This is a genomic window from Paenibacillus aestuarii (assembly GCF_027789125.1).
Taxonomy (GTDB): domain Bacteria; phylum Bacillota; class Bacilli; order Paenibacillales; family NBRC-103111; genus Paenibacillus_E; species Paenibacillus_E aestuarii.
In genome coordinates this window covers 15290-29260 of record NZ_JAQFVF010000032.1, presented here as the reverse complement: position 1 = coordinate 29260, position 13971 = coordinate 15290, and the positions used below count along the sequence as shown (strand labels likewise).

The window sequence follows — 13971 nt, the reverse complement described above, 5'->3', positions numbered from 1 at the left end:
TAAATAAATACTACTTCGCAGCAGGGCTTGCTGCTGGGCTTGCCGCCGGACTAGCCGCAGGGCTTGCTGCAGGACTAGCTGCCGGAGAAGCTTGCGGTTTCGGCAAATTGTTCGTTTCAATCAAGTTCGGATATTCTTTCTCCGCGAATTCAGTCAGCGATTGCTCAGCCAATTGCGATTTGATTTGCGTTTTCAACGTATCATCCAACGGCTTCGTGCTTCTCGCTTCCACCTTCATCACATGGTAGCCGAACTCAGACTCAACTGGATCGCTGATTTTGTTCAAAGGCAGCGTGCTAGCCGCAGCTTTAAACTCAGGCACCCATTGGTTGATGTCCGCATCTTTATACGTACCGCCATTGTCCTTTGAGCCCGGGTCATCGGAATACTCTTTCGCCAGCGCCGCGAAGTCGCCGCCGTTATCCAGCTTTTGCTTCACTTCTTTGGCTCTAGCCAATGCTTCGTCTTTGGTACGAAGGTCTTTTTGCGTTGCTGCATCTTTCAAGGAAATCAGAATATGGCTAACTGTCGCAATGTCAAACGCATGATCAGCCGCTTGCTTGTTATAGGAATCTTGGACCTGCTGGTCAGTAATCTTGCTTTCCATGCTGCCCATCGTGTAGAAACTCATCTTCATCAGGGATTCGATGTCTTGAAGCTGAATGTTATTATCTTTCAGCTGTTTGTCCATGCCGCCTTCTTGCTTGCCGAAGTAGTCCGTAATGGCTTTCATTTGATCCGTTACTTGCTTATCGGCATCCGCTTTGACTTTATCGTCAGCTTTCGCGGACAGCACGCGGAATGTCACGAGCTGTTTCAACATGTCTTGTTGGAACGAAGGATCGGACATAAATTGCGCCAACTGCGGGGAGAACATTTTGTTCACGTTGACAAATGCGTCGAATTCGGTGCGTGTAATTTTGCCCCCGTCTTTGTAAGTCGCAATGACATCCGTTGGATTGCCGGTAGCTGCAGCGGATGCAGCAGGCGATGCGCTCGCAGCGGCGCCTCCCTCTGTCTTCTTCCCGCATGCACTGAGTACGGAAAACGCAAGAACCAGCGCCACCATTGATAAAATCCATTTCTTCGAAAATCTTGATTGACTGTTAGTACGTTTTGGCGACATCTTGTAATTCTCCCTTCGGTTTCAGAACCTCCTTGTATTGCGCCAAGAATTTCTCCACCAATTCAATGGAGGCTTCAGGCTTGAGCCCCTTGCAGCGGACAAGGATGTGTATTTGCGGCCCCGCTACAAGCTTGATGCGGCCTTCAAAGCGGTTTGACAGAGAGAACAACTTCTGCCCGTCAAGTTTGTCATTTTGATCCGGGTGCACCTTGATCTGGTAGTCATCCCCTTTTTGGCTGATCGTCTCGATCCGGTATTCGGATCCGTATGCTTTCAGACGAGCCACCGCAAGCAGGTTGAACACCGATTGAGGCAGATCCCCGAACCGGTCGACGAGTTCGTCATGCAGATCCGCCGCTTCTTCCAGCGTGCGAATGGCTGCCACTTTCTTGTAAATCTCAATTTTTTGCATACTGTCGTAGATGTAATCAGATGGCAGATAGGCATCCAACTGAATATCGATGGCGGTGTTCCATTCCGGCTCCGGTAAAGCCGCTTCGCCCTCCATCTCCTGTTTCAGCTTGGCAATCTCCTCCGCCAGCATTTGCGAATACAAATCAAATCCGACGGAAGCGATGAAGCCATGCTGTTCAGCACCAAGCAGATTGCCTGCGCCTCGAATAGACAAATCCCTCATGGCAATTTTAAAGCCTGAGCCTAGTTCTGTAAACTCCTTAATCGCTTGCAGCCGTTTCTCCGCTACTTCCGTCAGCACTTTATCACGCTGATACGTAAAATACGCGTACGCAATCCGGTTCGAACGGCCGACACGCCCCCGCAGCTGATACAGCTGGGAAAGCCCCATTTTATCCGCATCATGGACGATCAAAGTATTCACGTTCGGAATATCGACGCCGGTCTCGATGATGCTCGTACTGACCAGAACGTCGTACTCGCCGTCTAGGAAGTCGAGAATGGTCTTCTCCAATTCCTGCTCGCCCATTTGGCCATGCGCGACAGTCACACGGGCGTCCGGAATCATCATCGAAATCTGGTCAGCCATTTGCGTGATTCCCTGAACGCGATTGTATAAGTAATAAACCTGTCCTTCCCGGGCGAGCTCCCGTTCAATGGCTTCCCGGACCAGCGACGGACTGTATTCCACTACGTAAGTCTGAACAGGGAAGCGGTTTTCCGGCGGCGTCTCGATGACGGACAAATCCCGCACACCGAGCATGGACATATGCAGCGTCCGCGGAATCGGCGTCGCCGTCAAGGTCAGCACGTCCACATTCGTCTTCAGCCGCTTGATCTTCTCCTTATGGGAGACGCCGAAACGCTGCTCCTCATCCACGATCAGCAGCCCCAGATCTTTGAACTGCACATCCTGCGAGAGCAGGCGGTGCGTGCCGATCACCACGTCAACAGTCCCTTTCTTGACGCCCTTCATCACTTCCGTCTGCTCTTTTTTGGAGCGGAAACGGCTGAGCACCTGCACGTTAAACGGATAGCCCGAGAAGCGCTCGCGGAACGTTTCATAATGCTGCTGAGCCAGAATGGTCGTCGGCACGAGAACCGCTACCTGCTTACCGTCAATCGCCGCCTTAAACGCAGCGCGCACAGCGACCTCCGTCTTCCCGTACCCCACGTCGCCGCACAGCAGGCGATCCATCGGACGCGACTTCTCCATATCGTTCTTGATCTCTTCGATAGCACGAAGCTGGTCTCTCGTCTCATCATAAGGAAACATCGCTTCGAACTCGTTCTGATACGAGCTGTCTTTACTAAATCCGTAGCCTGGCGTTGCTTGGCGTTCCGCATAAAGCTTAATCAGCTCATCGGCAATGTCCTTCACCGATGCCCGAGCTTTACTCTTCGCGCGCGCCCAGTCGGCCCCGCCGAGTTTGTACACTTTCGGCTCTTTTTCCTCGGCGCCGACATATTTTTGAATCAGATCAATCTGATCGATTGGCACCGACAGCTTGTCGCCGCCGGCGTACATGATGTGCAGATAATCCTTGTGAATGCCGCCTACTTCCAGCGTGCCGATGCCGACGTATTTACCGATGCCGTGGTTGACGTGAACCACGTAGTCACCGACCTTAAGCTCCTGGTAGCTTTTGATCCGCTCAGCGTTTTCCAGCTTTTTCTCGACTTTACGGGCCTTCCGCTGCTTTTGCGTAAACATCTCGCCTTCGGTTATGACCACCAGATGAATCGAAGGCATTTCGAAGCCCGCCTGCAAGTTGCCATCGACAATCTCGGGAAGCTCGATCTGATAATCCTGGAGCACCCGCTTCACGCGATCGGAGCGTTCCTCTCCGCCCGCCAGCAGAACCACCTTGCTGCCGTTCTTTTTCCAGCGCTCCATCTCCGCTTTGAGCAGATTCATCTGGCCGTGGAAGTTTTGCATGACGCGGCATACAAAGTTGACGATATTTTGCGGCTGCACGCCTGGCACCTGACGAAGGAACAGCGACAAGTACAGCGTCGGGAATGGCCTGCGATGCAGCAAAGTTTCGTAAGATTTGGACAGCACAAAAGCCGGCAAGCTCTTCCCCTCTTGGATTGCGTGCATCATCCACTCCGCCTCATCACGCTCAAGCTGTTTCGCAGTCTCCAGCATCCGTGCCGGTTCGTCGAGAATCAGCACCGCGTCTTTAGGCATATAGTCCAAGAGGGTCTGTCTTTCCGTATACAAAAGCGAGATATATTTATAAATACCGGGGAATGTCTGTCCTTCTCGAAGCAGTTCAATATCGTGGCCGATGCCTTCCAGCAGTTTATCCTTGGCGGCCCGGTCCGTCATTTTCTCCAATTGGGCTTGCAGCAGCTCATAAGCGTGCTGGGCAGCTGATTGTAATCGCTTTCGATCCGCTTGAATCTCTCGGCATGGCGGAATCGTAATCGCCTGTAATTTATCAATTGACCGCTGGTCACCTGCATCGAATGTTCGAATAGAGTCGACCTCGACGTCAAAAAATTCAATCCGTATCGCATGCTCGCTCGTTAGTGGATACAAGTCCAGAATACCGCCGCGCACACTCATCTCACCCTTGGCATCGACCCGCTCCACACGCTCATAGCCGAGGTGTGTCAATTGAAGCAGCAGGTCTTCCAGCTGAACCGTGTCCCCGACTTGAATCGTAATCCGCGATTCCTCGAACACTTGCTTCACCGGCAGCAACCGGCGTAAGCCCGCATAAGGCGCAATGACGACTCCGCGATATCCGCCCGCAAGCTTGGTCAGCACATCGATTCGCTGTGCCAGCATTTCAGGGCTCGCAGCAGCCTCCTCCGTAGCCAAAAGCTCCTGAGCCGGATATAAAAGCACCTCATCCTCGGATAAACACTCTAGCAGATCCTCTGAGATTTTCTGAGCTGCAAACATGTTGTGCGTGACGATGAATAGCGGCCGCGAGAGCTCCCGCACAAGACTCGCAATCATCACTTGTCGAGAGGAGCCGGTTAACCCGGCAATGAGCTGCTCTTTCATCTCGGATCGAATACCGGAAACAATCGTTTGAAAGTCGGCATCCGCAGAAAAAGCTTGAATTAAAGCTTGCAAACAAGTACACTCCTCTCACAAAAAGAAGCCTCGGCATACTTGCCTAGGCTATTGAATCTAGATCATCAAAAACTTACTGCAGCGGACTTGCCAGCAGCGACAATTCCGGATTGGCTTCAAGCGCTTCCCGGCAATAATCGCATACAACTCTGACCGTAACGTCCCCATTCGTATTATACGATATTATATCTCTCCGCTCATCAGGGGTCAAGAAATGGAAGCCTAACTGCTGCTCCGTGATCGCCGTCTGATTAATCTCCCCGACAAAGGTATGACAATGCCTGCAAATATACTTGATCATATATGTATGCCTCCTTGAAATTTCCTATCACCTGCTAGTATGGCCACCCGCGGGGGAAATTAGCCAATGAACAGGCATCATTTTAGGATCTCCTGATGAAGACAACAATATACGCCGTATTGCAGCATTGCGGGACATTATTTATTAAATTTGGCCATCGTCTTCTCGAAAGATTCTTTGAGACTGAACTCCATGGCGTCACAAGTTAAGTCCAGCAGCGACTCCATCGATTTCATTTCTTCTTTGGAGAAATTGGACAGCACATAGTCAGCGATATTATAGCCGGGTGCCGGGCGATTGATCCCCATGCGGATCCGGTTAAAACTCTGTGTGCCCGCATGCTGAATGATCGACTTAATTCCGTTATGGCCGCCAGCGCTGCCCTGATAACGCAGCCGAATCTGACCATATGTCGTATCCATATCATCGTAAATAATTGTGATATCTTCCAGATTTGCTTTATAGAAATCCAAAAAAGCCCGCATCGATTCGCCCGACAAATTCATATAAGTCATGGGCTTGAGCAGATAGACCTTGGTGCCGCCAACTACCCCTTCGCCCAGAAGCCCCTTGCATTTATTTTGAAATGTGGTAATCCCCCATTTGGCGGCAAAACGGTCAATTGCCATAAAGCCGATATTATGACGGTTCATCTCGTACTGCTTGCCTGGATTGCCTAACCCAATGAAACATTTCATTGTATGTTCATCCTTCCCATCATGACTCTGATCTTTATCTATTTTTTATTTTATTAAAATAATATCAAGTTCTGTGGAACTAAGCCCTTGTGTCTATTGTCTACCATTATGTATACATCAAATTCATAATCGCAGGTGAACTCGTACATATGTATCAGAATGGACAAACCTTGTCATCAGACCCTCATTTCCAAGATCATATAGAGGCCAACATTCCCGTCCAAGTATACTACCAAAACCTGCATAAGGATATAGGCTTCATTGAAGTCTACTCCCCTCATTTTATTAAAATCAATAATACGTTCTATAATCGCGCCATGCATGTCTTTATTTCGCGCCCCGGCTATTAAAAGACAAACAGAGGATACCCTTCACGATAAGGGCACCCTCTGTTTCTTCGCGTCTTAAACAAGCGGCTGAAACGACCTAGCTCTGATTAGCCTTCTTCGCCTTCATGCGTGCTTTGATTTTCTCCGCATAACCCGGCTTGTTGGACTGCCGCTCCCGGGCAATCGCCAAATCGCCGTCCTCGACCTCATGCGTAATCGTGGAGCCGGCTACAACGTAAGCCCCATTCCCGATCCGCACAGGCGCAATGAGATTCACGTTGCTGCCGATAAAGGCATCGTCGCCGATCTCCGTCAAATTCTTATTAAATCCATCGTAGTTGACCGTAATCGCGCCACAGCCAATGTTGACATTCGCACCGACCTTCGCGTCGCCCACATAGCTCAAGTGAGAAACTTTGCTGCTGTCGCCAATCGTAGCATTTTTGATCTCTACAAAATCCCCGACTTTCACATGTTTGCCCAACTTAGCACCTGGTCTTAAATATGCAAAAGGCCCTACGCTCGTATCGCTGTCTACAAATGCATCCTGCAGCACAGACTGCTTAATGCTTACGTCATCTTGAATGATCGAATCGATAATTTCCGTTTGCGGCCCAATGGTGCAGTTTTCGCCGATGACCGTGCGCCCGCGGAGAATGGTTCCCGGCAGCAGTACCGTATCGGCTCCAATCTTGACTTCAGGCTCAATGTACGTGTTCACAGGATCTATAATGGTCACGCCATTCATCATATGGCTGCGGTTAATGCGCTCCTTGAACAAACGTTCCGCTTCGGCAAGACCTACGCGGTCATTGACGCCGATCGACTCCGCGCTGTCCGCCATGCAATACCCTTGCACAACTTTGCCTTGAGCCGTCAGAATGCCAATCACATCTGTCAGGTAATATTCATTTTGATTGTTATTGTTCGTCACCGACCCCAGTGCTTCAAAAAGCGTCTTGTTGTCGAAGATATACGTGCCCGTATTCATCTCTTTGACAGCCGCTTCTTCCGCCGTGCAGTCCTTCTGTTCGACAATGCGGGCCACACGTCCGTCAACACCGCGAATAATGCGGCCGTAACCGAACGGATTATCCAGCTTCGCTGTGAGAATCGTCGCCGACGCGCCCGACTCCTGATGCAGCTGAATCATGCTGCGCAGCGTTTCTTCCGAAATCAGCGGCGTATCGCCGCAGATGACGATGGTCATGCCTTCCTCGCTGCCAAGCGCATCCTTGGCTTGCAGAACAGCATGTCCCGTACCGAGCTGCTCAGCTTGCAGTGCATATTCCACGCGGTCTCCCAGATAAGCTTGAACCGCTTCTGCTCCGTACCCAACGACGACTAATGTTCTAGTTGTATTTATATGGTTCAATGTATCCACAACGTGACCTACCATCGGTTTGCCTACAACGGGATGGAGCACCTTGTACAGCTTTGATTTCATACGTTTTCCTTGGCCTGCCGCAAGCACAACCGCCATGAGTTTCACTAAACATCCAACTCCCTGTTTTTTTTAATCCTCATGTATAAAAAATGAAGTTCGCTTCACCCACTATAGCTCAATTCCTGTAAAAAGAAAAGAGAGCCCAAAGGGCTCTCTTCTTAAAAAAAGGTAAACAGGATTATGCGCCTTCTTCAATGACTTCTTCTTCCGCAGCAGCACGATCATATTCCGCCAATACTGCAGCTTGAATCTTCTCGCGAGTTGTCGAAGAAATAGGATGAGCGATATCGCGGAACTCACCATCTGGAGTCCGCTTGCTTGGCATTGCCACGAACATACCGTTGTTGCCGTCGATGACGCGAATGTCATGAACAACAAACTCGTTGTCGATGGTAATGGAAGCAATCGCCTTCATTCTCCCCTCGGAATTCACTCGACGAAGTCTAACATCTGTAATTTGCACTCTGTGTTCACCACCTTTTTCCATCGCTGAGACTTGGGTGTATAATTCCACATTTTAGGGCAAATTCCTTCTTATTTTTTTGAAAATTTCTATAAATTTAAACTTTCTTTATGAATCTGTTAAATTTCGACAGGTATCTCGGCGATTAGTTCGATTTCGACAAAAACATCGCGAGGCAATCGAGCCACTTCGACCGTGGATCTGGCCGGTTTATGATCACCAAAATACGAAGCATAAATCTCGTTCAGCTCGGCAAATTGATTCATATCTTTCAAAAATACGGTCGCCTTCACTACATGACCAAAGTCAGTGCCCGCAGCCTCCAGGACACCCTTCAGATTAGCGAACACTTGATGCGCCTGCTCCTTAATACCGCCTTGCACAAGCACGCCGTCAGGACCGAGCGGGATTTGCCCGGAAGTGAACAGCAGGTTGCCCAGCTTCACCGCTTGCGAATAGGGACCAATCGCAGCAGGAGCCGCCTGAGTTGAAATGAATTCCATCGTTTACGCATCCCCTTTCTAATTGTCAAAATAGTTGCCCGGCTGCACGGTAATTTGTTTCGTCTTCGAATCAACGCCATGCAGTCTAGCCAGCGATACATATTGTTCAATCAGATGTTCTTCCACTTCACAGGATTCCATAAACACACCTACGCCTTGAACAGTGGCTTTAAACTCCGCGAGCAAGTCCATCATACCATGAATTGTACCACCTACATGCATGAAATCGTCAATAATCAAAACTTTGGATTCTTCCTTCAGGGCACGTCTAGCCAGCGACATCGTCTGGATCCGCTTGTTGGAACCCGACACATAGTTAATACTAACCGCTGAGCCTTCCGTCACCTTCGTATCCCTGCGGACGACAACGACCGGCAGATTCATGTAAGTAGCCGTCGCATAAGCGAGTGGAATCCCTTTCGTTTCCACCGTCATAATCACATCAATATCTTGACCGGCAAACGCACTTGCGAACGTTTTACCGATTTCATTTAAATAATGAGGCTGCCCCATGATATCGGACATATACAAGTAGCCGCCTGGCAAAATTCGTTCAGGCTGCTCCAGCTGTGAGCATAGATTCTGAATAAACTGAAGCGATGCTTCTTTCGGCATCTTCGGTGTAAACTTGACACCGCCCGCTGCTCCCGCTAAAGTATGCAGTTCGCCTACGCCTTCCTCTTCGAACACTTCTTTGATGATGGCCAAATCTTCACTAATCGAGGATTTAGCAGAGCTGTAACGTTCGGCAAAAGTCGTTAAAGGAATTAACGAATGGGGGCGAAACAACAAATACTGCGTCATTTCCACCAGCCTAGCGCTCCTTTTCAACTTTTTCATCGCACTAACCCCCTAAATCCGAATAATATAATGAAAATATACCATTTTTATACGTATTTTTTCAAGCTTCACATGAAAATTATGCTCACACAAACTTCACATAAATTTGACATGCCAAGTTTCACATGAAAAAAAGAGCCCTCCAGGGGCTCTTTTGACCAAGCAGCTTTTACGTTAGCATGCGCACCGCGTAAACGTCTTTGCAAAAACCCCGAAGTCCATTATAGATACGCGGGACCTTCGCCTCTTTGGAAACAAGCCCAAACACGGTCGGACCGCTGCCCGACATCAACACGCCGTCGGCGCCGAGCTTCTGCATGCATTCCTTCAAGTGGCGAACCTCGGGGTACAAGTCCAGCGTCACTTCCTCAAGAACATTGCCAAGCTCGTCACAGAGCTGGTCGAATTGTTTCTCGCGGATCGCCTCCAGCACATTCGCTGTAGACGGATGATGCTTGATGCCCCGGGCATTCAGCTTCCCGTAAATTTCCGATGTCGATACATTGATCGGAGGCTTAGCCAACACAACCCAGCACTGCGGCGGCGATGCGATCGGCTCCAGCTTCTCTCCACGTCCTCGCGCCACAGCCGTCCCCCCTGTCACACAGAAGGGCACGTCCGAGCCCAGCTCAGCGCCAAGCTCCTGCAGCTCCTTCATCGGGATGTTCAACTGCCAGAGGCGGTTCAACCCGCGCAGCGTCGCTGCTGCGTCACTGCTGCCTCCTGCCAAGCCTGCAGCAACCGGAATCTTCTTATCCAGATGGATATAGACGCCCTGCTTCACATCATACCGATCCTTGATCAAACGGGCTGCCTGAAAGGCCAGGTTCTTCTCATCTAGCGGGATGTAGCCCGCTTGGCTGGAAATGATGATCGTATCGCGCGGCAGCTCCTGCATTTCAATGCGGTCAGCCAGGTCGACCATTGTCATTACCATCTCTACTTCATGGTAACCGTCTTCTCTTTTATGTAGAACATCCAGTGATAAATTGATTTTGGCTGGTGCTTTTTCGAAAATCTTCATTGTTTCACCTTCTTTTGCTCGTTTTGCCGTTAAAATATTATAACAAAAGCGCAAAAGAAAAGCTAAAGCTTCCGCTTTAGCTGTAAGAAGGGCGCGACCCGTTCTGAGATGTTTGCTCATAACTCGCCGGCACCACGTTCATCCCCGGAGCAGGCGGTTGATTTTGATAGGGAAATGACGCATTGACATTGTACGCTCCCGACGGGGAAACAGCTTGCGAACCGCTTGTCACGTTTGTCATCGGCGGGGACGGTGTATACCCCCCTTGGTTGTGGCTTTGGCCGTAGCCGCCTTGCTGAGTGCCTGGCTGCGTGTAACTTACAGGCGTCTGTGCCATCTGCTGCTTAGCTAGGTGCTCCTCAGCGATCTGAATCGCTCTCTTGACCATGTTGCCCGCATCCTTCGTGCGAATGCCCTCCCAGCCCTCACGCTGGACCACGTCATAGAAACCCAAATCCTTGGCCAGCTCATATTTAAAACTTTCCGACATGACGCTTCTTCTGCGACCCATTGTTTCGCCTCCTCATCTTCATCTGCCGATGTGGGCTTAGTATGCCGCCGCGCCGATGTTTCCATACCATACAAAGCAAAAGCAGGCCCATCGGGCCTGCTCATATTAATACGCTTTACGCTAGTGTTGAATGTAAGTGATTCGCACTTGCCCGTCGTCATTACAAACGGTAACTTCAACGGATTCGGTAAGGATGTCGGCGTAGCTATAGGATACTCGTTTGAAGGCGTGTGCCTCTTGATCCAATTTCACAATAAATACAGAAGGGTAGGTTTCTTCTAAAACACCGGAACGCTCGATGGTCTTTCGACGGCCACCATTTGCTCTCAACATGATCTTCTGCCCGACGTGGGGCTCCAAACTGCGTTTGATCTCCAACAGCGCATTTTTTGCCATTGTCAACTACCACCTCTTTCCTTGTTAATTGTAACCGATCTTGGCTCATTTGTCAAATTGGGTCAAATATTATATCAGTATGACAATTATCTTGTCAACGAAAAAAATGCCTATTTTTTTTGGTTGCCCATCTTACAGGTTGTCACCGAACCTCACAAATTATTCACGCCTTTCACTTTCTTTCCTTGAACAACAAAAACACCTACAGAGGGCGTTCGATCTCGATCCCATCGAACGCTCTCTGTAGGTGTCATAACATCATAAATGCTCATTCATAGCTGTCCACGTGCTGAATTCCCGGTACCCCCATGCGGTAACTTCCGCGTGTCTCCACGCCGCCCAGTCCATCTAATCCCGTCACAGTGAGATCGACGATATCGAGCATCGAGATCGTTTCCTTCACAGACGTATAGCTTAGCTTTGCTGCAATGCACAGCGGATCCAGGGCATGGATCAAGACGCGCGCAGGCGAACTCGCATAATTGGCCCCGGCTCGCAGCAAAGCCTCATAATGCGACTGACAGGCCCCTGCTACGATAATCAGGGAATCCCGATTGCGGTCATACTGCCTGGCGATCTGCACCGCATTGACAAAATGCTGCGAATTTTTGTAGCTGCTTAAGCTTTGAAGCTCCCCTCGCTTGCGGTGCTTTAAGATGCCGTCATGGCCGGTGATGACAACGATGTCCGGCTTCACTTGCGGAAGCAGTCGATACAGCGCTTCCGGCATCTGCGATTCAAGAATATAATAGCCCTCGGCCGGCACACGTAATTCTCCGTAAAGCTGCATGCTTTTACGCAAATAAGTCGGATCTCCATCCAAATGAAGCACTTTGCCAGGCACTTCAAAATAGCTGGGACCTACTTTCTGTTTATGAGAAAGGGAGATTTCATTCTTCTCCTGCATACTTGCCTGAGATACAGCCAATCGCCGCAGCGACTCGCGAAACTGCGGCTGTTCCGACCGCGGGTAATCCAGCTCGCCGGCACGTCCGGCTGACGTCAAATCCGTCAAAGGCGCGTCCGCGAGGAGCCGGTAATCCACACCGCGCAGCACGGCTTTAACCTGCTCGATCCGCTCGATTCTGAAGATGACGTCACCGCCGTAGGATTTACGGGTTACAAAGTCTCCTTGCCTCATCGCACATCCCCTCCTAGGCATATCCTATGGCGGGACTGGGCATTTGGTGCGGGTTATTTGCAGCCGTGCGCCTGAAGGGCGGCAGACAAGCGTGCGTATTCTTCCATGCTCAGCGTCTCGCCTCTACGCTGAGGTTCGATCCCGCAGGCGAGCAGGATCGCTTCCAGCTCGCTCTTGGTTTCCTTGGAGAAGAACCGCGCCGCAAGGTTATTGTAGATCGTTTTGCGCCGCTGTACGAAGGATGCCTGGACGACTTCGAAGAAGAAGGCCTCATCCGCCACATCGACCGGCGGTGCTTTGCGTACCCGCAGCCGGATGACGGCGGAATCGACGTTCGGCTGCGGCACAAAGACGGTGCGGGGCACGATGGTGACAAGCTCGGCCTCGCAGTGGAATTGTACGGCGATGCTCAGGCTGCCGTAATCTTTAGTCCCGGGACGAGCCGCCATGCGGTCGGCCACCTCTTTTTGAATCATCACGACGATATTGTCGAGCGGCAGCTTCTCCTCGAGAAGCTTCATGATAATCGGCGTCGTGATATAGTACGGCAGATTGGCGACAACGCTGACGCCATCTACGCCTGCGAAGTGCTGCCGGAACAAGGCCGGGAGATCTTGTTTTAACACATCGCCATGGACCACGGATGCATGCGGGTAAGGCTCCAGCGTCTCGCCCAGAATGGGCAGCAGACGCTGGTCGATCTCGATGGCCAGGACGCGTCCGGCCAGCTTGGCCAGCTGCTGGGTGAGCGCCCCGATGCCGGGGCCGATCTCCAGCGCGCCTTTGTCCGGTCCGAGCTCAGCAGCGGACACGATCTTATTCAAAATATTATGGTCAATCAGGAAGTTCTGACCCAGGCTTTTTTTCAGCACAAGGTCATGCCGTTTCAAGATTTCCTTCGTCTTGCTCGGCGTCGCCACGTCTTCCGGTGTGATGCGGTTCGAAATCGTCATATCCATTATCCTCTTTATCCTAAATTTCAATCAAAGTTCGGTCGCCGTAGGCAGGTCAAGCCCCTCGATGGCCGCCTCGAACTCTTCACGAGTTATTTGAAACATCGCACAGCGCTTGAAGAACTGCTTGCCATTGCAATACCCGATACCAAGCGCGTTGCCCACTTGAAGCCGGCGGGAGGCCGCCTCCGGGTGCACAATGAGCCCTGCGGCGATCAAATCTTCCATCGTCAGCATCGAGACCGCGCCGTCGTATTCCGTGCGCAGGCTTGCCAGCGCCTGCCGGATTGTCTCCGGCGACGCATTCTCGACGCCGATATCGCCCTTATACGCAGCCTGCTCCTGCGTAATGAAGGCATGCTTGCAGCCTGGCACCTTCGCCGCGACAATCTTGCGAATCCGCTCCCCGGCGTGGTCCGGATCCGTAAAAATAATAACGCCTCTGCGCTGCTGCGCAAGCGCGATCCGTTTCAGTACCGCCTGTCCGATCGCCGATCCGCCGGTTTCGATCGTATCCGCCTCGACGGCTCGGCGAATGGCGGTTGTGTCGTCTTTGCCTTCGACGACGATAACTTCTTTTATCATAACATATCCTGTCCCTTTCTCTAATCCCTGTCAACCTTTGCCCGTTCAACGGCCAGCACGCGCAATTGCTTACCCAAACGCAGAAAAAGAAGAGGGGGTTCCTCTTCTTTCACTGCGGCCGGCACACCTGATAGCTTCATTCTACC

Annotated in this window: 13 protein-coding genes and 1 pseudogene; all 14 read right to left on the bottom strand. The window is 50.9% G+C overall.

What is annotated here, in order from left to right:
• Positions 1 to 10 precede the first annotated feature (10 nt).
• Positions 11 to 1126: a peptidylprolyl isomerase gene (locus O9139_RS14965; protein WP_270880273.1), complete on the bottom strand. Its 1116-nt coding sequence runs from the start codon at positions 1124 to 1126 to the stop codon at positions 11 to 13.
• Positions 1107 to 4634, bottom strand: a complete 3528-nt coding sequence (gene mfd / locus O9139_RS14960; RefSeq protein ID WP_270880272.1) for a transcription-repair coupling factor — start codon at positions 4632 to 4634, stop codon at positions 1107 to 1109. Before mfd ends, O9139_RS14965 begins: the two co-directional genes overlap by 20 nt.
• Before the next feature lie 73 nt (positions 4635 to 4707).
• Positions 4708 to 4935 carry an anti-sigma-F factor Fin family protein gene (locus O9139_RS14955; protein ID WP_270880271.1) on the bottom strand — a complete coding sequence of 76 codons (228 nt, stop codon included), beginning with the start codon at positions 4933 to 4935 and terminating at the stop codon, positions 4708 to 4710.
• 137 nt (positions 4936 to 5072) lie between these two features.
• Positions 5073 to 5633, bottom strand: a complete 561-nt coding sequence (pth, locus tag O9139_RS14950) for an aminoacyl-tRNA hydrolase (RefSeq protein ID WP_270880270.1) — start codon at positions 5631 to 5633, stop codon at positions 5073 to 5075.
• A 426-nt stretch (positions 5634 to 6059) separates the two neighbouring features.
• Positions 6060 to 7454, bottom strand: coding sequence for a bifunctional UDP-N-acetylglucosamine diphosphorylase/glucosamine-1-phosphate N-acetyltransferase GlmU (gene glmU / locus O9139_RS14945; protein WP_270880269.1), 1395 nt, complete (start codon positions 7452 to 7454; stop codon positions 6060 to 6062).
• 133 nt (positions 7455 to 7587) lie between these two features.
• Positions 7588 to 7872 (bottom strand): septation regulator SpoVG, encoded by a 285-nt coding sequence (spoVG, locus tag O9139_RS14940; RefSeq protein ID WP_036655543.1) that lies wholly within the window; start codon positions 7870 to 7872, stop codon positions 7588 to 7590.
• A gap of 119 nt (positions 7873 to 7991) precedes the next feature.
• Complete coding sequence (locus O9139_RS14935) at positions 7992 to 8375, bottom strand: RidA family protein (RefSeq protein WP_270880268.1); 384 nt, start codon at positions 8373 to 8375, stop codon at positions 7992 to 7994.
• Between the two features lie 18 nt (positions 8376 to 8393).
• The gene (purR, locus tag O9139_RS14930) at positions 8394 to 9215 is read right to left on the bottom strand and encodes a pur operon repressor (RefSeq protein WP_270880267.1); all 822 of its coding nucleotides are present in this window, start codon (positions 9213 to 9215) and stop codon (positions 8394 to 8396) included.
• Between the two features lie 169 nt (positions 9216 to 9384).
• Entirely contained in the window at positions 9385 to 10239 is an 855-nt protein-coding gene (gene ispE, locus O9139_RS14925; protein ID WP_270880266.1) for a 4-(cytidine 5'-diphospho)-2-C-methyl-D-erythritol kinase, read from the bottom strand.
• A gap of 337 nt (positions 10240 to 10576) precedes the next feature.
• Positions 10577 to 10750 (bottom strand): annotated as a pseudogene (locus tag O9139_RS14920) (small, acid-soluble spore protein, alpha/beta type); the annotation flags it as partial.
• Positions 10751 to 10870: 120 nt separating this feature from the next.
• The gene (gene veg, locus O9139_RS14915) at positions 10871 to 11146 is read right to left on the bottom strand and encodes a biofilm formation stimulator Veg (RefSeq protein WP_163953657.1); all 276 of its coding nucleotides are present in this window, start codon (positions 11144 to 11146) and stop codon (positions 10871 to 10873) included.
• A gap of 268 nt (positions 11147 to 11414) precedes the next feature.
• Positions 11415 to 12287, bottom strand: a complete 873-nt coding sequence (gene yabG / locus O9139_RS14910; RefSeq protein WP_270880265.1) for a sporulation peptidase YabG — start codon at positions 12285 to 12287, stop codon at positions 11415 to 11417.
• 53 nt (positions 12288 to 12340) lie between these two features.
• On the bottom strand, positions 12341 to 13240 hold the full coding sequence (rsmA, locus tag O9139_RS14905) for a 16S rRNA (adenine(1518)-N(6)/adenine(1519)-N(6))-dimethyltransferase RsmA (RefSeq protein ID WP_270880264.1): 900 nt from the start codon (positions 13238 to 13240) through the stop codon (positions 12341 to 12343).
• A gap of 30 nt (positions 13241 to 13270) precedes the next feature.
• Positions 13271 to 13825, bottom strand: coding sequence for a ribonuclease M5 (gene rnmV, locus O9139_RS14900; RefSeq protein ID WP_270880263.1), 555 nt, complete (start codon positions 13823 to 13825; stop codon positions 13271 to 13273).
• Between the last annotated feature and the right edge of the window lie 146 nt (positions 13826 to 13971).

What these genes read in the sequence shown, in the direction of transcription:
- ispE (WP_270880266.1), bottom strand. Translation starts at nt 10,239, where the DNA reads ATGAAGATTTTCGAAAAAGCACCAGCCAAAATCAATTTATCACTGGAT.
- yabG (WP_270880265.1), bottom strand. Translation starts at nt 12,287, where the DNA reads ATGAGGCAAGGAGACTTTGTAACCCGTAAATCCTACGGCGGTGACGTC.
- rnmV (WP_270880263.1), bottom strand. Translation starts at nt 13,825, where the DNA reads ATGATAAAAGAAGTTATCGTCGTCGAAGGCAAAGACGACACAACCGCC.
- purR (WP_270880267.1), bottom strand. Translation starts at nt 9,215, where the DNA reads ATGAAAAAGTTGAAAAGGAGCGCTAGGCTGGTGGAAATGACGCAGTAT.
- pth (WP_270880270.1), bottom strand. Translation starts at nt 5,633, where the DNA reads ATGAAATGTTTCATTGGGTTAGGCAATCCAGGCAAGCAGTACGAGATG.
- O9139_RS14965 (WP_270880273.1), bottom strand. Translation starts at nt 1,126, where the DNA reads ATGTCGCCAAAACGTACTAACAGTCAATCAAGATTTTCGAAGAAATGG.
- O9139_RS14935 (WP_270880268.1), bottom strand. Translation starts at nt 8,375, where the DNA reads ATGGAATTCATTTCAACTCAGGCGGCTCCTGCTGCGATTGGTCCCTAT.
- rsmA (WP_270880264.1), bottom strand. Translation starts at nt 13,240, where the DNA reads ATGACGATTTCGAACCGCATCACACCGGAAGACGTGGCGACGCCGAGC.
- O9139_RS14955 (WP_270880271.1), bottom strand. Translation starts at nt 4,935, where the DNA reads ATGATCAAGTATATTTGCAGGCATTGTCATACCTTTGTCGGGGAGATT.
- veg (WP_163953657.1), bottom strand. Translation starts at nt 11,146, where the DNA reads ATGGCAAAAAATGCGCTGTTGGAGATCAAACGCAGTTTGGAGCCCCAC.